We start from the raw sequence: 17,186 nt of genomic DNA, 5'->3' as shown, positions 1-17,186 counted from the left end.
TTAAATCCCCTTACTTATGCTAGCCATCTCTTGGGCTACGCCGGTCACAATTGTAAGCTGGTGCTTACTTTTAGAGCCATATTCTATGGTTGTTGAAACTTGTACCATGTTGCATGAGATACCAGCAGTAAAACTAAAACGACGAGGGCATTCTAAATCGAGTACACCATTGTTTAAATTAATCATATTGCTTTTCATATCATCACGTTCAGCCATAACAATACCCTTGTCTGAAACTTCTTCAGGGGTCAAAAAGAACTGATTGGCAGCTCCTTTACTGACTTCGTCAGCAATTATACGCTGCACTTCACCAATTAGTTGGTTTTCTGCAACCTCGCGCTCTTGGGCTGCGTTGGTAATTTTAATATCAATACTACTACTGCTCATTAAAGTAACCGCAATTCCTGTCACTGCTATGACCATAATAAGCGCTGTAATAAGTACAACGCCCTGTTGTTTATTTTTCATCTGCGTTAAATACGCCATAAATTTGCTCCCACGTTATTTAAACGAATAGTCGTCGTGAAAACAGTTCGTCTGAAATTATCTGAAAAAGTGAGAGTGCGACTATTAGCATCTTCCCCTAATACGTACGTTTGGTTCTTAATTTTAAGACCTGGATCAGGCTGCAATGCTCTGATCAATAAAAAAACTTGTACTGTTAAAATGCCTTTACGATTTTCCCAGTCACTGACATTCATATCATTGATGCTTTTGTATGTATCAACACGGCTGTCGCTGGTAGTATCTAGACCAAAAACAAAACGCATATTTTCCACGCCTTCCATTATGGTTTCAGTGTTTATAGACCCTCCCACCAAACGTTTTCGCATTAGTGCAGGTACAGTAAGGCTCTTATTATTTACCGTATAAGTTTGCTCTGAAATATAATAGCTGTGATGACTATACGGCCATACCGTCGCATTGATATTTACGCTAGTAGGGTCAACAATACCTCGCTCAAAGCGTGCATTTTCTTGCTCAGCAATAAAATAATTCTCATCGATTTGTGTTTCATTAACACCTGCGGCATCAACTTCTAGTTGATTACCTTGTAAAAACTTAACCTGTAAAATATCAGTCTCTTTAATTGGGTTTTTTACACAGTTGAGCTCATTCGAACTTGCCGCAGTTTTAGCGTATAAAGATCTAAAGTTACTACTACTTGTTAAATCAGGAAAGCTACCGTTATTGAGACCTTCAAAACAATCACCTGTAGGATTCGACAATGATGATGTGTTTATAACGGTGAAAGAATCATCATAAAATGTTCCCCAAAAACCAACCTGCTCAATATCACGTTGCATAATATTTATAGCTAAGCGACCTGATTCTTGTAACTCACCTATAGTCATTGTGTCTTTGGTGGTTACTTTCATACCGATATAAGTAAACATTACCCCACCCAAAATTAATCCCCCTATAAATAGAGATATCATCATTTCAATGAGTGTAAATCCTGTTTGCTTCATTTTAGCTCCTAACGTATACATAGCTATTAAGCACGACTAAGCGACGTTTTTTATCTGCAACACCACAGCTAATTTTACCTGTGGCCTCACTCGCTTTAAATTCTTGGCGACCCTGCCAAGAAACAATAACCTCTATGTTATATGCTTTCCCCCCAGACCCCCCTACAACTTCAGGGTTAATACACACAGTTGCCCCATCAAGTGATCCGGTATTCTCTCGGGCTCGGATAGCACGTTTCCATTGCTCGATATCTAAACTAGCTATTTGTGCGTTACTACAAGAGCTTGTAAAACATGTTTTAGACGGTTTCTTAGTGGTTTCACTGGTAAACTCTACATCATAATGGGTCGCGAGTTGCGAAGTATCGTTTGCTCGAATACGTTGAATAATATCATTACCAAGCGCAACAGCAGCAGCACGTTGCATTGAATCAAAACTTGCTTGCTTTGCTTTTGCTTGTAAAGCCACCGCACCGAGTAAGCCAAAGCTTAAAATAATGAAAGCAATCAGAACTTCGATGAGAGTAAAGCCCTTTTGAAACTTAAATACAGTCGAGAACATACTTAAACCAAATAATAATTATCTAACAATAAGTGTATGCAATTAAAAATTAGATTCAACTAGAACCATGACTAACGGTTAATTATGTTGATAAGCGGTTAATGGGTAGGTGTATTAAAGTTCGCTTTTTACGCTTTTGAGTGCTCGACGACTTACAGCTAAAAAAGCGCTACAGCCTTGTAGCTCAATAACATGTTGATGGTTTTTAAGCGTATGTAGGGCAATGATTTTGTTTTTATTCACCAAAGTATGTCGATGAATTCTTAATAAATGATGCGGGTATTGCATTTCAAGATGCTTTAAACTGTCCTCAATTAAAGCTTCCCCTTGATCAAACACAACCTTGGTATACTTTTCCTCTGCGTTAAAATAAAAAATACTCTCTATTTCAATACTTCTGATAGTGCCGGCCAGTTGATACGTTACTTTTTCTGTATGTTGCTGTTGCAGGTGTACTCTGTTTAAACGTCCTAGCTGTTGTAATGCATGTTGCAAACTTTTTACTGATATAGGTTTTACTAAATACCCAGCTGCATTTAGTTGCAGTGCATCAAGTGCATGCTCAGGGTGAGCGGTTATAAAAATAATCGCAGGGGGAACCGCCAAGCCATTGAGTTGATTAGCCACTTCGATGCCATTTAAGCCTGGCATGTCAACATCTAAAAACACTAAATCAGGCTGAAGCTCTTCTATTTTCATTAAAGCGTCATTGCCATTATCGGCCTCACCTTGCACATGAATGGATGTATGGCTTTGACCAAGTAAACGCTTTAAGCGTGCTCTTGCTAAGGGTTCATCATCTACAATCAGTACATTCATAACATGTTCTCTGTTTGTTTTGGGATAACCACTTTAACTCTAAATTTATTTTCTTTGTTGGTTATAGTCAATTGCGCCCGACCTTTATAATAAATACTTAAACGAGAACGGATATTATCAATTGCCATACCGTTATGTTCTCTAGTATTAGCCGCTTCAGTAGGCACAGGGTTAGTTACAATCAAGGTTAAATAATGTGTTGTAACATGCAGCTCAATACTAATGGTAGCACCACTTTGGCTGGGCTCTACACCATGACAGACTGCGTTCTCTACCAAAGGTTGTAATGTTAGATATGGAATATAGAGTGTAGGGAGATTTTCTGGTAATAACCACTCAACCTGTAAACGCTCTGCAAAACGCCATGATTCGAGAGCAATATATTGTTTAGTTAATATTATTTCATCACTGAGTAATACACTTTGCCCTGAACGCATTGCAGCTTGCGAAAGCGCTGCTAATGCCAAAATAGCATGCTCAGCAGCTTCAACGTCATGATGCGTTAATTCTGCTGCCGTATTCAAACTATTATATAAAAAGTGGGGTCTGATACGCGCTTGCAAGGCATCAAGCTCTGCTCGAGAGAGTGCTTTGGCTTGCTGTTCTTTTTCAAAATGAATAAGCAAAAATTGTACAAAAAGTAAGGTAAGCAAAAATACAATAATGCAATTACGTAACACAAAAAACGTAAGTTGTTTTTCGTTTTCTATATCAAAAGCAATATGAGAAAAAACCAGACTAAATAAAGCAGTACTCAAACTATATACAGCAATAAAAAAACTAAGCTGAATAAACTGAGGTTGTTTTGCAAGAAATCGCCGGCAAATGTATAAAAAAGAGGTACTGACCAATACAGTTACATGAAGAAATAAACTAATCCCCCCCAAGTCCAGCCATATATCACTGCCAGCGTTAGGAGCAAAAGCTAATATAATAGCCACAACTTGTGTTACTACGAGGGATGCAAGCACACCACGCTCGTTAAAAAGGGCTGAAAAAAGTAGTGCATCTGGTGTCAGTTGCTTACTCATTCGGCCCTCCTTTTATCTATTAATAGACTAACGCAGCTCTACTGGTACAGCAAAAACGATGTTTTCTTCTTCACCTGGGTTCTCGGTTACTTGCGTGCCACCAAGCTCTTTTAAGCGAGTAATGACTTGCTGAACTAATACCTCAGGAGCTGAAGCACCGGCAGTCACACCTACACTATTGATACCATCAAACCATGATGCTTCAACATTACTAGCATCATCAATTAAATAGGCTTGCGTCCCCATCTTATCTGCCAGCTCTCGTAAGCGATTAGAGTTGGAGCTATTTTTAGCACCCACAACTAATAACACATCTACTTTATCAGCTAAATCACGAACCGCATCTTGACGGTTTTGCGTTGCATAACAAATATCATCTTTACGTGGGCCATCGATTGCAGGAAATTTACTACGTAAAGCATCAATCACATCGGCAGTATCATCTACAGATAGAGTTGTTTGGCTGCAGTAAAAAAGATTATCCGCATTTTTTACATCAAGCTTTAATACATCATCAACCGTTTCAACAAGGTAAATTCCACCTTGCTCGTTATCGTATTGACCCATGGTACCCTCAACCTCAGGGTGTCCGTGGTGACCAATTAAGATGCATTCAATACCTTTTTTACTAGCACGCGTTACTTCCATATGCACCTTAGTCACTAACGGACAGGTTGCATCAAATACTTTTAACTCTCTGCGTTTAGCCTCTGAGCGAACAGCCTGAGATACACCATGAGCGCTAAAAATAACAATGCTGTCATCTGGAACCTGATCTAGTTCTTCGACAAACACGGCGCCGCGATTTTTTAAACCATCGACTACATAACGGTTATGCACCACTTCGTGTCTTACATAGATTGGTTTTTCAAAAATATCTAAAGCGCGCTCAACAATACTAATTGCGCGGTCAACACCGGCGCAAAAGCCTCGTGGATTAGCTAGTAATATTTCCATTAACCTTGTACCTCAATAATATCAACCTCAAACGTTAAACGTTGACCCGCTAAAGGGTGGTTAAAATCGATAGTGACAGACTCACCTTGCACTTCACGAACCAGGCCTGGAAGCTCAGTACCATCAGGTTGAGTAAAGGCAATAATCGCCCCTACTTTAGCCGGTGTTTCTGCACCAAACTTACTACGATCTACATAATAAATATTATCTGGATTAGGTTGACCAAAGGCATCTTCAGGCTCAAGTTCAAATGTTTTGCTTTCACCCGCAGTTAGGCCAAGCAAACATTTTTCAAAGTTAGCGGTTAAGCTGCCATCACCCATAGTGAGCTTAGCAGGTTTGTTATGTACTTTTGTTGAGTCAGCGGCAGAGCCATCTTCTAGTTTAATAGAAAAATGAAAAATAACGTCTGAGTTTTCACCAATTACAGCTTGGCTCATGCTTTATGCTCCTTTGGTTCTTCGCCTGTAAAGGCGTCAAATAGTAATAATGCAGCGCCTATACAAATAGCGCAGTCTGCAATATTAAATACGGGGAAATGTGAGTCTTCGTAAAACACATGTAAAAAGTCAATAACGTATCCATAAGCAACACGGTCGTATAAGTTGCCGATAGCACCCGCTAACACTAACGAATATGCACTGCACAATACTTTATTAGATGCAGGAAGGCGCTTTAACCACCATACCAACAAACAACTAATTGCGATTGCTATTACACTTAAAAACCAACGTTGCCAGCCACCCGCTTCGCTTAAAAAGCTGTAAGCTGCACCGTAATTATGTACATAAGTGATACTAAAAACAGGCAGTAGATTAATTGACTCACCATAGGCCATGGTGTTTACAACCAGTGTTTTACTGGCAAAGTCTATTACTAGTAGTAATAGACTCAACCAAAGCCACACTAAACCACTTTTTTGGGCTAGTTTGCTCACTAAAAACAACTCCTAAGCGAATTGACGCTTTTCACCTTCACCGTCAACGTTACTAACACAACGACCACAGATTTCAGGGTGCGCAGGTTCAATACCTACATCTTCACTATAATGCCAACAGCGCTCACACTTTTTAGCATCAGTTGCTGATACGCTAATGTATAAACCTTCAATTTCGGTTGCTTGTGAGTCTGCTGGCTGGCTATCAACCTCAGTAACATTTACAGCTGAAGTGAGTAACACAAAGCGCAGTTCATCGCCCAATGCCGCCAGCTTAGCTGCAAGTTCTTTGCTTGCAAACAAGTTAACCGTTGCTTGTAATGTAGCGCCAATCACTTCTTCTTTACGTGCAGCTTCTAGCAGACGGTTTACTTCGTCACGCACATTTAAAATAGCTTGCCAATCTTCATTACTAAACTTGGTCGTAGTTGGCGCTTGTAAGCCCTCATACCAAGTTGAAGTAAATACATAGTCACTGCGCTCGCCTGGAAGTGCTTCCCAAATTTCTTGTGCTGTAAAGCTCATGATTGGTGCCATCCAACGCGTCATTGCTTCAGCAATGTGGTACAGCGCGGTTTGACAAGAACGACGTGCATGACTGTCGCTTTTTGCCGTGTACTGACGATCTTTTATAACGTCTAAGTAGAACGAACCAAGCTCACCGGTACAGAAGTTCATTAGCTTTTGCGTTACTAATAGCATTTGGTAGCTATCGTACGCTGCTAAAATGTCATCTTGTAACTGTGCTGCGCGCCCTACAATCCACTTATCAAGCTCAACCATATCATCAACAGCAACTTGATCCGTTTTTGGATCAAAACCACTAAGGTTAGCAAGTAAGTAACGGCTGGTGTTACGAATACGACGGTAGCGATCTGCTGAACGTTTGAATATTTCATCTGATACCGTCATTTCTGCCGTGTAATCAGTTGATGCTACCCATAAGCGTAAAATATCAGCGCCTAGTTTATTCATCACATTTTGTGGTGAAATAACATTACCTAATGACTTAGACATTTTGCGGCCGTTTTCATCAACCGTAAAGCCATGCGTTAGCACTTGCTTGTAAGGTGCATGACCATTTATTGCCACTGAGGTCATCATTGATGACATAAACCAACCACGGTGTTGATCTGAACCCTCTAGGTATAAATCAGCAGGACCGGTTAAATCTTCACGCGCATCAACAACACAGGCATGAGTTACACCTGAATCAAACCACACATCGAGTGTGTCTTGCACTTTCATGTATTGTTGTGCGTCTTCTTCACCTAGTAAAGTAGCTGAGTCTAAGTCATACCATGCTTGAATGCCTGACTTTTCAACTAGCGCCGCGGCTTGTTCAATCAGCTCTTGAGTATTTGGGTGTAATGCACCCGTGTCTTTATCAACAAACAACGCAATAGGTACACCCCAGGTACGTTGACGTGAAATACACCAATCAGGGCGGCCTTCAACCATGTTGGCAATACGGCTTTCGCCCCATTCAGGTAACCACTGAGTATTTTTAATTTCAGCCAGTGAATCTTGGCGCAAGTTAGCCTGATCCATGCTAACAAACCATTGTGGTGTGGCACGGAAAATAATAGGTGTTTTATGGCGCCAGCAATGTGGGTAGCTGTGCGTTAATGCATGATGATGCATTAGGGCATTATTTTCTTTTAATACCTCAATTACACTCGCATTGGCTTTAAACACATGTTGACCGGCAAATAATTCAGTATCAGGTAAGTACACACCGTTTGCGCCAACAGGGTTAGCTACTTCAAGATTGTACTCAAGACCTGCCACGAAATCTTCTTGACCATGACCTGGTGCAGTATGCACGATACCCGTACCAGAATCTGTTGTTACGTGCTCAGCAACAATAACAGGAACATTAAAGTCATAAAAAGGATGTGCTACGGTTAAGTTTTCAAGTGCTGCGCCTTTAACATAGCCAAGGATATGGAAATGGTTAAAACCAAAACGATCCATCGCATCTTTAACCAGCTCAGAACCTATAATAAGACGTTGCTGAACGCCTTCATCTTCTACTTGTACTAGCGCGTATTCTAAATCAGCATGCACAGCTACCGCACGGTTTGCTGGCAAAGTCCATGGTGTCGTAGTCCAAATAACGGTTCCTACGCTACCTGTTCCTGTATGGCCAGCCGCTAAATCAAACGCATTAACCACCGCATCTTGATCTGTAAAAGTAAAACGTACATCAATAGCTGGAGATTGTTTATCTTGGTATTCAACTTCTGCCTCAGCTAATGCTGAACCACAATCTGTACACCAATGCACAGGCTTAGCACCTTTATGTAAGTGACCATTTTTTATAATGCGGCCTAGTACACGAATGGCATTAGCTTCAAAGTCAAAGTTCATGGTTAGGTAAGGTTTATCCCAATCACCAAAAACGCCTAAACGTTTAAAGTCTACTTTTTGGCCTTCCACTTGCTTTTTAGCATAGGCACGACATTTCTCACGAAACTCTGCCGCAGTTACCTTAACACCGGGTTTACCGACTTTTTTCTCAACCATTAACTCGATTGGTAAACCATGACAGTCCCAGCCTGGTACGTATGGCGCATCAAAGTCTGATAAAGTTTTAGACTTAACAATAATATCTTTTAATATTTTATTTACTGAGTGGCCTAAATGGATATCGCCGTTTGCATACGGAGGGCCGTCATGCAAAATGAAAGTTTTTTTACCTTTCTTCGCGCTGCGAATTTGACCGTATAGGTCGTCTTCATACCATGCTTTAAGCATTTTTGGTTCACGTTGTGCCAAATTGCCACGCATTGGAAACATTGTTTCCGGTAAATTCAAAGTATGTTTGTAGTCGCTCATTAATCCTACTTTCCGTTTCTATCGGCTACCTAATTTAAACCAAAACACTGCTTAGCGGCGGCAACATCGGTTGCTATTTGTGCCGTCAGTTGTGTTAATGTCTCGAATTTTTTCTCATTGCGGAGTTTTTCAATTAACTCCACATGCATAAATTGTCCATAAATATCTTGTGCAAAATCAAAAAGGTGAACTTCTAATAAGGCACGAGTTCCATTAAACGTGGGTTTGTTTCCAATGTTAGCCACCCCAAAAACTTGCTTTCCTGCGATCATCACTTGAACCGCAAATACACCATTGACCGGACAAACTTGACGTTTTAGTGCAATATTTGCCGTTCTAAAACCCAGTTCGCGGCCTTTTTTCCAGCCATGAATAACACGTCCAGATATTGCATAATTATGCCCAAGCATAACTTTTGCACTAACTAAGTCACCTTCAGCAAGCGCTTCTCGTATCAAGGTACTGCTTACTCTAGCATTTAATTGCCTAAAGCTGGCAGTGCTTTTAACACTCATTCCCACTTGGGTGCCCATAGTTGCCAATAGACTAAAGTTACCTTGGCGCTGTTTACCAAACCTAAAATCATCACCAACCGTTAATGCTTTAACGCCCAGCTTTTTAATTAAAATATCGCTAACAAACTGCTCAGCATGCATGTTTGCAAAAGCCTGATTAAAGCTAATACAAATAACGCGTTCAATTCCTAAGTTACTCAATAGGCGAAGTTTATCACGCAGTCGAGTCAGCCTAGCCGGAGCGTTACTCTTTGCAAAAAACTCCTGTGGCTGAGGCTCAAATAACATTACAGTGCTGGGTAAATTATTTTCTTTTGCATCAGCTAAAAGCCCTTTTAATACGGCAGCATGACCCAAATGAACACCATCAAAATTACCAATGGTCAGCACACAACCAAAGTGTTGTGGGCGTATATTGTGTATACCTCTAATTAACTCCATGCCACCTAATGCCTTTTTCAGCGAGCGATAAAATGCGACCTCGGGCCGCAGAGTGTCCGATTATAATCTTTTTTTTAATTTGATTCAGTAATTGCTACACTTTTTATCGTATTTAGTCTAACACCCATCAAAAACAACATAAAAAAGTAACTAACAATCGCAATAATTAATAACACAACCAATAACATAACTTGTTCGCTAAAGTGCCAACTAACCCAGTCATATTGCCTACTAGTAAACCAAACCAATGCGCCCATTGTTATACTTGCCAACAAACACTTCAAAGTGAAGTAGCCACTCATGCTGGAAAACTGATAAACATTCTCTTTTTTAAGCTGTCGATACAGTAAGTAGGCATTACAACTTGCCGACATTGAGGTTGCCAGTGCCAAACCTAAATAGCCAATAAATGGTGCCAGCATAATATTAAACACCATATTTAGTACCAAAGTAATAATACCAATGCGTACCGGTGTTTTAGTATCTTGGCGAGAATAAAACCCAGGCGCGAGGACTTTAATTAACATAAAACTGACTAATCCCACTGAGTAGGCAACCACCCCTAAGCTCACCGCCTTAACATGATCGATGCCCGCTTCTTTGAAAGCGCCATGATCAAACAGCACGGTAATAATAAGTGGGCTTATAATCATCAATCCTATCATTGCTGGAAGCCCTAAAAAAATCACAAACCTCACTCCCCAATCTAGGGTATGTTGAAAGTCGCTACTTTTTTTACTGCTGTGTAATTTTGACAGCGCAGGTAAAATAACCGTCGCAATACCAATGCCAAATAAACCAAGTGGGAATTCAATCAGTCTATCTGAGTAATACAGCCAAGCGATAGAGCCTGTCATCAATAATGAAGCTATTACCGTATCGAGTAATAAGTTAATTTGACTAATTGATACACCAAATAAGGCTGGGAGCATTAACTTGCGTACTTTTTTCACATTTTCATCTTGCCAACCCCAGCGCGGGCGCGCTAGCATTTTTGCTTTATACAAAAACGGCAGTTGAAATAATAGCTGTACCACGCCTCCTAAAAACACGCCAACAGCTAACGCATAAGCGCCTACAGAAAACTGATCATGTAGTAAAATGGCACAACTAATAATGGATACATTGAGTAAAACCGGGGTAAAAGCCGCAACGGCAAAACGATTATAAACGTTCATCACCGCGCCACTGAGCGCCACAAGGCTTACAAAAAACAAATAAGGAAAAGTCAGTTTTAATAGCGAACTGGCAAGCTCAAACTTTTCTGCGTCAGGGCCACCTTGCCACCAATCAATAAACCAACCAGTGCCGAATAAAGCAGCAATAACAGGTGACGCTATCACACCAAAGAGCGTCACTATCAGTAAAATAGTGCCTAACGTGCCGGCGGCTTGGGCAACAAATATTCTGACCTTCTCATCGCCTTGCTGCTGTTTAATTTCACTTAATACCGGTACAAATGCTTGCGCAAAAGCCCCTTCGGCAAATAAACGGCGTAAAAAATTAGGAATACGGTTAGCAAATAAAAATACATCGGCCGCAGCGCCTGCGCCCAACAAGTTAGCTACGACGGCATCTCGTACTAGCCCTAAAATACGCGAGATCATTGTCATTGCACTTACAATCATCCCAGAACGAAACAAACCTTTTGACACTATGAATCCATATTAAAAATCAGCAATTAAGTTAATTATGCCATAGTCTTTTTTATAAATCGCTTTAAAGCACTAGGCTGGAACCCCTTGCTTTGTTACAATAGCGCTATTAACTGCTAAAGCGGCAAATTGATGTTCGTTATAAGGAGCAGTTTTTCTTGGATTGTTAAAATTAAATTGACATTCATGATAAAAACAGGCATATTCCACGGCCTTTAATTTAAGCTTTATTTAAGATTGTTAGGAGCAAACCTTGGCTAACATCAAGTCTGCAAAAAAACGCGCTATCACAAGCGAAAAAAACCGTCAGCACAACGCAAGCCGTCGTTCAATGATGCGTACTTACTTCAAAAAAGTAATCGTAGCTATTGAAGCTGGCGATAAAGAAGCTGCACAGCAAGCTTTTTCTGTTGCTACACCTATCCTAGACCGTTACGCAACTAAGGGTCTAATCCACAAAAACAAAGCTGCTCGTCATAAGAGCCGTTTAGCTGCTAAAATTAAAGCGCTATAATTTGTTTTTGCAAGATTAAAAAAACCGGCTTTTGCCGGTTTTTTTTTGCCCAAAATAAATGCGCCTATTAAACGTTATCAAGCTCTGGGTAAAACTTTTTCAACATCGCCGCAATTTTCTTTGGAGAAAATGGCTTAACTACAAATCCTTTAGCCCCTCTATCTATCGCATCCTTCACATTTTCTACGCCTGAATGAGCCGACACCATCACCACGTTTGTCTCTGGTGATAACTCATTAATTTGCGCAATAAGCTCTTTACCGTCGCCATCAGGTAGCTCTATATCTAAAAATATAATATTAAAATTGGCTGCACGACACTCGCTAATGCACTGCGCGGCCGTTGACGCCTCTTTTACATTCTCTATCCCTAAATGCATCAATGTTTGACTGAGAAAGCTACGCACCGTGCTAACATCATCAACTATTAAAATAGATAGCTGCGTATTCATATATAATCCTTATAGGCTAAAGCCATGTCTGCGAAATTGGTGATTTGCTTAAAATACAAATATTTACTTTATTATAGAGAGGTAAGCTAAAAAGGCCAGATTTGCTTTATGTCGAAAACCACAAAAAAGAGTCGCCGCAAAAAAAATAAAACGATTACTGTTAAACCTACACCCACTAATAAGCTTGCAAACCTTGGCTCACAATTAAAGCCGCAATCAAAGAACACTAAGCGTGGTATCAAGCTGACCCTGTTTTTTATTTTCACGATATTATTACTTATACTTGTTTTAATACCAAAGCCAAGCTTACTTACTTATAAAAAATCATCTATGGTAAGCCAAAGTGTGTATTGGCCAGGGTTGTTTTCAAGCGAACCAAAACTACTGGACTCAACCCTCCACCCGCGACTGGATAAGGAGCATAGAACCCTTTACCTATGTATTGATTTACAGCAACCGCAAAGCTGCCAAAAATATCGAATTATTGCTGAGGAAGGAATATTTTCAGTATTGCTTACTTACTTTTAACATTAAAAAAACTAATCTGAAAATTTAAAATTACTTGGTTGAAAGCTGTGCAAAAGATCAACATAATGGCGCTCCTTTTTTCAACAACTGAACTATTGAAACGACCATGCTAAACGAGCTAGATTGGCTTTTAAATACATTACTACTTGCACTAGGTTTAGGTGCATTCTTTATTAACCAACTGACACTGCTTCGCGTTGCTGCGATTAGTGCTTGTGGTTTGTTATTCCTATCATTTAGCTTAGATCTTATGTCGTCGAGTATTATTTCAAATATGAGTTTAGTTTTGATCAACACATTTTACTTGTTCAAAGTTTATACATTTGGGCAATTTACTGTATCTCAACACTAATTACTTCCCCTTAGAATATTTTATAGCCCAGTTTTTCTGGGCTTTTTTTATCCCACAGCTTTAAAAATCTTGGGTCTTAGTTTGAACTAAGTTAAAATTTATCTCGTATTAGGGTCTGTTGACCTTTCAAGGTTAAATTTGCAGCAGTCTGTTTGGTATTTAGGCAAGGCAGAGCCTATGTGGTGTGGTTATTCCCCATAAATAGGCGATAACGCAGCATCAATGCCAAACAGGCGCTGCCCGAAGGGTTCTGCCTAGGGGCGATTTACTCTTTGTTGCTCGGTTTTTACTTAGCCCACTAGGTTACAAACCTCGCGCCGCGATTAAACCGCCCCTAGTTTGAACAAATTTCAATCCGCAAAGGTCAACAGACCCTTGCCTAATTTGAGATAAGCCCATGCCGTTGTCAGATTTCGATTTATTCTTATCCTCTATGGAAGATGTTACCCCTATCAATCACGACACCGTGACATTACCATCTAAAAGCCATAAAACGGTTATCGCACAGCAAGAAAAAAACAAAGCTGCACAATTAAACTTAAACAGTGAACAATTTAATCCGTTAGATGAACCACTTGAATTGCTCGACCCACTCGCCATATTAAGCTTTAAACGAGATGGCGTGCAAAGCCCGGTTTTTAAAAACGTAAGACTAGCTAAATATCAGCTCGATGCGACATTAGATTTACACGGGCAACTTTTAAAAAATGCCCATGATTCGTTGCAGGCCTTTATTAAAGATTGCCACCAGCGCAATATAAGAATGGTTCTTGTTCGTCATGGAATAGGAATTAAAAATAAAGCCAAACCGGGTATTTTAAAAAGTTACGTAAACCAGTGGTTGCAAACTATTCCCTGTGTTTTAGCATTTCATACTGCACTCAGGCAGCATGGAGGAAGTGGTGCGACGTATGTCTTACTGAAGAAGAGTGATGATAAGAAGCATCAAAACCGAGAAATCCACAGCAAGCGTAGCTAATTCCTACTGTGGTAATAAGAGTTAGTTGAGCAGCACTGTCGCATTGGCTTGGTTAAACCAAGCAGATATTCCTAATATAATGATAGATACAACCACAATGCTGATTTTTGCGCCCCCTTGACTGGGTTTCATAATTCATCCTATTTATTATTATTGTTAGAACGGCTTTTAACAATAATAAAAATTACAAATGTTAACAAGCTGTTTCTGTTAAAAGTTAAACAAATTTTAATGCTTTAAAGTCAAACAACTCTAAACTAATAACCTTGCTGCTTATTAATGCAATTAATTAATGGCTGTCTCGCTTTTAAGCGCAAAATATTATCTGCTATTTGTTCAACAACACTATCTAGATCTGACAACGCAGCACAATGCGGCGTTAAAGTAATATTTGGGTGCTGCCAATAAGGGTGTTCGCTTGGTAGTGGCTCACTGGCAAATACATCAAGCGTTGCTGCTCGTAAACGTGCGTTGTTGAGCGCATCGAGCAAATCAGCTTCAACAACATGCTCACCTCGGGCCACATTAATTAACACGGCGTGCTCAGGAAGTTGCTTAAGCAACTGTTGATTAATAATACCTTTGGTATTGCTAGTAAGTGGCAATAGACAGATTAAATAATCTGTATTCACTAACATATCATTTAGTCCCTGATCACCATGGTAGAGTGTTGCTATGGTTGATGTTTTAGGGCTTCGGCTCCAAGCATTAACTTTAAAACCATTATTAGTCAACCTGTAGGCACAAGCTTGGCCTAATTCGCCAAACCCTAAAATACTCACTTGATTATGCTTATGCGCTCTTTTGGGCTTCCATTCACTTTGCTGTTGTTTTAAGAAATATTCTTTTAATCGCAATTTTTGCGCTAATACATGGGTAAGAACATATTCAGCCATGTCGTTGGCTAACTGTTTATCGACAATGCGCACTACTTCAACATGTGCAGGTAGTAAACTTAAATCGATACTATCAACCCCAGCACCAAACGATGACACCGCTTTCAAATTTATCAACTTTGGCCATAAAGACGCGGGTGCATTCCAAGCCAGTACAAATTCCACACTTGCAAAATCTTGGCAATCATCAAGCTGCTCAATTTGAATATTGGGTAATTGTGATTGCATTTTTGCAATTAATTTTGTGTTATCTCGACCGGTAATCGCGACTAAAACTGACATGATGATTCCTTAAAAAGTAACCGTAAATAGTAGTACTGGTATGGTTTAATTCAATAGTAAGTAAACGGTTTTAAAAAGTCACACAACTGACCGCGTATTGTCATATCCGCACTCTAAGCTAAACATATTGGCCTTAGCCTAGTATAAAAAGAGGTGCGTATGATCAGTGTAGATAAAGTAATAGCAACCAATTTACCACAGTTAACTAACTCATTTAAAATAAAAAAACTGGTAAAAAAAAGTCTTAGCTACTTATTACATGAACAAGAATTTACAAACTTTGCAACTGCCTATCCCCACCTTCAAGGAATAGAATTTGTAGAGCAAGTACTTGATGAACTTGATTTTGAAACTCGTTATAAAGCTAAGCAAATAGAAAATATTCCCAGTGAAGGAAAAATTGTCATTATTGCAAACCACCCTATCGGCTCCTTAGATGCGCTTGCATTAATTAATGTGTTATCAACGGTAAGAGCCGATTTAAAAGTGGTGGCTAACCGTATGTTAATGACCGTTGACGCCATGCATTCGTTATTACTACCCGTTGATAACCTATCAGGGCAAAGTAAAAAACAAGAGCTGAGTAATATCCACCAGCACTTAAAAAATGAAGGAGCGTTACTTATTTTCCCTGCCGGTGAAGTTTCTCGACTTCGTCCTACGGGTATAAAAGACTGCAAATGGAACAGTGGCTTTTTACGCATTGCAAAAAAGGCTAACAGCCCTATTTTGCCTATCTATATTAAAGCCAGAAATAGCCCGCTGTTTTACGGCGCATCAATGCTTTATAAACCACTGGCTAGCTTGTTACTGGTAAAAGAAATGTTTAAGCAACGTCAAAAATCACTCGAGTTTGAAATTGGCGCTTCCATTGCTCCTGAGTCTTATTTAATCCCAGACTTAAAAGACAAAGAAGTGGTTGAGCTAATCCGTAAGCAACTATACCGTTTAACCACAAAAAAAACGCTACCATTAAAAACTCATGCTCCAATTGCCTCTCCTGAATGTAAAAAAGAATTAAAAAAAGCCATAGAATGCTGCGAACATTTAGGTAAAACCAGTGATGGCATGGTGATTTATTTGTACCAATACCAAGGAAGCTCTCCCTTATTTCGTGAACTGGGCCGCTTACGAGAAATCGCTTTTCGGGCTGTAGGTGAAGGTAGTGGAAACCGCCGAGACATAGATAAATACGATATGCACTATCAGCACTTAGTATTGTGGGATGAACATGCACTAGAGTTGGTGGGTGCTTACCGATTAGCTTGTGCACAGGATGTGATTGAACAACACTCACAAAGTGGGCTTTATACCGATAGCCTATTTAATTATACACAAGATATGAATCCTTATTTTAAACAAGGCATAGAGCTAGGCCGAAGCTTTGTACAACCTAAATATTGGGGCAGAAAAAGTCTCGACTACTTATGGTATGGTATTGGCGCTTTTATAAATCGCTACCCTCAATACCGTTACTTATTTGGTGCGGTGAGTGTGTCAAACGCACTACCTGAGCAGGCAAAGTCTTTATTAGTGCATTATTATCAGCACTATTATGGCTGTGAAAAATCACTCGCAACGCCTAACAATGCTTTTCGTCACACACCTGATCAGCAAACTCAGTGCACTAACTTGTTCGAGGGTAATAATATAAAAGAAGATTTTGTAGAGCTTAAACACATACTCGCTAACATGGGCACGCATGTACCCACACTATTTAAACAATATACAGAGCTATGCGAACCAAATGGTGTTAAATTTTTAAGCTTTAGTATTGATCCACAATTCAATAATTGTATTGATGGCCTAGTATTGGTTGATCTTGAAAAAGTAAAACCAAGCAAAGCAAAGCGCTACTTGGGTACTGATAAATCAGCATCAGCAAGTTAAAGCGTTAACCCTTAATCGAATAACTATTAAAGCGGCATTAAGCGGCGCTTTAATAGTTATTAAT

18 protein-coding genes are annotated in these 17,186 nt (G+C 39.7%); 5 read left to right on the top strand and 13 right to left on the bottom strand.

All coding sequences use genetic code 11. The annotated features are described in order from the left end of the window. The 11 genes from MTF66_RS17550 to murJ all read right to left on the bottom strand — a co-directional run bounded on the left by MTF66_RS17550 (window position 1) and on the right by murJ (window position 11,188). Window positions 1–486, bottom strand: a complete 486-nt coding sequence (locus MTF66_RS17550) for a hypothetical protein (RefSeq protein WP_055011715.1) — start codon at window positions 484–486, stop codon at window positions 1–3. Then, window positions 474–1,472: a PilW family protein gene (locus MTF66_RS17545; RefSeq protein ID WP_248527710.1), complete on the bottom strand. Its 999-nt coding sequence runs from the start codon at window positions 1,470–1,472 to the stop codon at window positions 474–476. The genes MTF66_RS17550 and MTF66_RS17545 overlap by 13 nt, the downstream gene beginning before the upstream one ends. Before the next feature lies 1 nt (window position 1,473). Then, entirely contained in the window at window positions 1,474–2,034 is a 561-nt protein-coding gene (gene pilV, locus MTF66_RS17540) for a type IV pilus modification protein PilV (protein WP_010391280.1), read from the bottom strand. Between the two features lie 114 nt (window positions 2,035–2,148). Continuing rightward, on the bottom strand, window positions 2,149–2,853 hold the full coding sequence (locus tag MTF66_RS17535; protein WP_010391279.1) for a LytTR family DNA-binding domain-containing protein: 705 nt from the start codon (window positions 2,851–2,853) through the stop codon (window positions 2,149–2,151). Then, window positions 2,850–3,884: a sensor histidine kinase gene (locus MTF66_RS17530; protein WP_075170605.1), complete on the bottom strand. Its 1,035-nt coding sequence runs from the start codon at window positions 3,882–3,884 to the stop codon at window positions 2,850–2,852. The genes MTF66_RS17535 and MTF66_RS17530 overlap by 4 nt, the downstream gene beginning before the upstream one ends. A 27-nt stretch (window positions 3,885–3,911) precedes the next feature. Next, window positions 3,912–4,841 (bottom strand): 4-hydroxy-3-methylbut-2-enyl diphosphate reductase, encoded by a 930-nt coding sequence (gene ispH / locus MTF66_RS17525; RefSeq protein ID WP_054202112.1) that lies wholly within the window; start codon window positions 4,839–4,841, stop codon window positions 3,912–3,914. Further along, window positions 4,841–5,281 (bottom strand): FKBP-type peptidyl-prolyl cis-trans isomerase, encoded by a 441-nt coding sequence (fkpB, locus tag MTF66_RS17520; protein WP_010391275.1) that lies wholly within the window; start codon window positions 5,279–5,281, stop codon window positions 4,841–4,843. Before fkpB ends, ispH begins: the two co-directional genes overlap by 1 nt. Continuing rightward, complete coding sequence (lspA, locus tag MTF66_RS17515; RefSeq protein WP_010391273.1) at window positions 5,278–5,778, bottom strand: signal peptidase II; 501 nt, start codon at window positions 5,776–5,778, stop codon at window positions 5,278–5,280. The genes fkpB and lspA overlap by 4 nt, the downstream gene beginning before the upstream one ends. A gap of 12 nt (window positions 5,779–5,790) precedes the next feature. Then, complete coding sequence (ileS, locus tag MTF66_RS17510) at window positions 5,791–8,619, bottom strand: isoleucine--tRNA ligase (protein WP_248527708.1); 2,829 nt, start codon at window positions 8,617–8,619, stop codon at window positions 5,791–5,793. Between the two features lie 29 nt (window positions 8,620–8,648). Continuing rightward, window positions 8,649–9,575, bottom strand: a complete 927-nt coding sequence (gene ribF, locus MTF66_RS17505) for a bifunctional riboflavin kinase/FAD synthetase (protein ID WP_055011710.1) — start codon at window positions 9,573–9,575, stop codon at window positions 8,649–8,651. A gap of 74 nt (window positions 9,576–9,649) precedes the next feature. Next, window positions 9,650–11,188 (bottom strand): murein biosynthesis integral membrane protein MurJ, encoded by a 1,539-nt coding sequence (murJ, locus tag MTF66_RS17500; protein ID WP_041709107.1) that lies wholly within the window; start codon window positions 11,186–11,188, stop codon window positions 9,650–9,652. A gap of 295 nt (window positions 11,189–11,483) precedes the next feature. Between murJ and rpsT the strand changes: the two genes are divergently transcribed. Then, a complete protein-coding gene (gene rpsT, locus MTF66_RS17495) occupies window positions 11,484–11,744 on the top strand; it encodes a 30S ribosomal protein S20 (RefSeq protein ID WP_008114420.1) in 261 nt (86 codons plus the stop codon). A 67-nt stretch (window positions 11,745–11,811) separates the two neighbouring features. Here the strand turns inward: rpsT and MTF66_RS17490 are convergent, their stop codons facing one another. Further along, entirely contained in the window at window positions 11,812–12,195 is a 384-nt protein-coding gene (locus tag MTF66_RS17490; RefSeq protein WP_008114419.1) for a response regulator, read from the bottom strand. A gap of 108 nt (window positions 12,196–12,303) precedes the next feature. Here MTF66_RS17490 and MTF66_RS17485 point away from each other — a divergent pair, with 108 nt between their 5' ends. The 3 genes from MTF66_RS17485 (at window position 12,304) to smrA (ending at window position 14,054) form a co-directional block, all read left to right on the top strand. Then, window positions 12,304–12,723 (top strand): hypothetical protein, encoded by a 420-nt coding sequence (locus tag MTF66_RS17485; RefSeq protein ID WP_248527707.1) that lies wholly within the window; start codon window positions 12,304–12,306, stop codon window positions 12,721–12,723. Between the two features lie 106 nt (window positions 12,724–12,829). Further along, window positions 12,830–13,075, top strand: a complete 246-nt coding sequence (locus tag MTF66_RS17480; RefSeq protein WP_008114416.1) for a hypothetical protein — start codon at window positions 12,830–12,832, stop codon at window positions 13,073–13,075. Window positions 13,076–13,472: 397 nt separating this feature from the next. Next, the gene (smrA, locus tag MTF66_RS17475) at window positions 13,473–14,054 is read left to right on the top strand and encodes a DNA endonuclease SmrA (protein ID WP_109875552.1); all 582 of its coding nucleotides are present in this window, start codon (window positions 13,473–13,475) and stop codon (window positions 14,052–14,054) included. Window positions 14,055–14,311: 257 nt separating this feature from the next. On the opposite strand, the gene MTF66_RS17470 is transcribed toward smrA, so the two are convergent. After that, a complete protein-coding gene (locus MTF66_RS17470) occupies window positions 14,312–15,232 on the bottom strand; it encodes a glyoxylate/hydroxypyruvate reductase A (RefSeq protein ID WP_248527706.1) in 921 nt (306 codons plus the stop codon). 159 nt (window positions 15,233–15,391) lie between these two features. Here MTF66_RS17470 and MTF66_RS17465 point away from each other — a divergent pair, with 159 nt between their 5' ends. Continuing rightward, the gene (locus MTF66_RS17465) at window positions 15,392–17,122 is read left to right on the top strand and encodes a lysophospholipid acyltransferase family protein (protein WP_075170611.1); all 1,731 of its coding nucleotides are present in this window, start codon (window positions 15,392–15,394) and stop codon (window positions 17,120–17,122) included. The last annotated feature ends 64 nt before the right edge of the window (window positions 17,123–17,186 follow it).

The organism is Pseudoalteromonas sp. 2CM39R (assembly GCF_023161845.1).
This window is presented reverse-complemented; position numbering and strand designations above follow the sequence as displayed.

Coding starts and splice junctions, on each gene's coding strand:
- MTF66_RS17550 (WP_055011715.1), bottom strand. CDS start 486: ATGGCGTATTTAACGCAGATGAAAAATAAACAACAGGGCGTTGTACTT.
- MTF66_RS17545 (WP_248527710.1), bottom strand. CDS start 1,472: ATGAAGCAAACAGGATTTACACTCATTGAAATGATGATATCTCTATTT.
- pilV (WP_010391280.1), bottom strand. CDS start 2,034: ATGTTCTCGACTGTATTTAAGTTTCAAAAGGGCTTTACTCTCATCGAA.
- MTF66_RS17535 (WP_010391279.1), bottom strand. CDS start 2,853: ATGAATGTACTGATTGTAGATGATGAACCCTTAGCAAGAGCACGCTTA.
- MTF66_RS17530 (WP_075170605.1), bottom strand. CDS start 3,884: ATGAGTAAGCAACTGACACCAGATGCACTACTTTTTTCAGCCCTTTTT.
- ispH (WP_054202112.1), bottom strand. CDS start 4,841: ATGGAAATATTACTAGCTAATCCACGAGGCTTTTGCGCCGGTGTTGAC.
- fkpB (WP_010391275.1), bottom strand. CDS start 5,281: ATGAGCCAAGCTGTAATTGGTGAAAACTCAGACGTTATTTTTCATTTT.
- ileS (WP_248527708.1), bottom strand. CDS start 8,619: ATGAGCGACTACAAACATACTTTGAATTTACCGGAAACAATGTTTCCA.
- ribF (WP_055011710.1), bottom strand. CDS start 9,575: ATGGAGTTAATTAGAGGTATACACAATATACGCCCACAACACTTTGGT.
- murJ (WP_041709107.1), bottom strand. CDS start 11,188: ATGACAATGATCTCGCGTATTTTAGGGCTAGTACGAGATGCCGTCGTA.
- MTF66_RS17490 (WP_008114419.1), bottom strand. CDS start 12,195: ATGAATACGCAGCTATCTATTTTAATAGTTGATGATGTTAGCACGGTG.
- MTF66_RS17485 (WP_248527707.1), top strand. CDS start 12,304: ATGTCGAAAACCACAAAAAAGAGTCGCCGCAAAAAAAATAAAACGATT.
- MTF66_RS17480 (WP_008114416.1), top strand. CDS start 12,830: ATGCTAAACGAGCTAGATTGGCTTTTAAATACATTACTACTTGCACTA.
- smrA (WP_109875552.1), top strand. CDS start 13,473: ATGCCGTTGTCAGATTTCGATTTATTCTTATCCTCTATGGAAGATGTT.
- MTF66_RS17470 (WP_248527706.1), bottom strand. CDS start 15,232: ATGTCAGTTTTAGTCGCGATTACCGGTCGAGATAACACAAAATTAATT.
- MTF66_RS17465 (WP_075170611.1), top strand. CDS start 15,392: ATGATCAGTGTAGATAAAGTAATAGCAACCAATTTACCACAGTTAACT.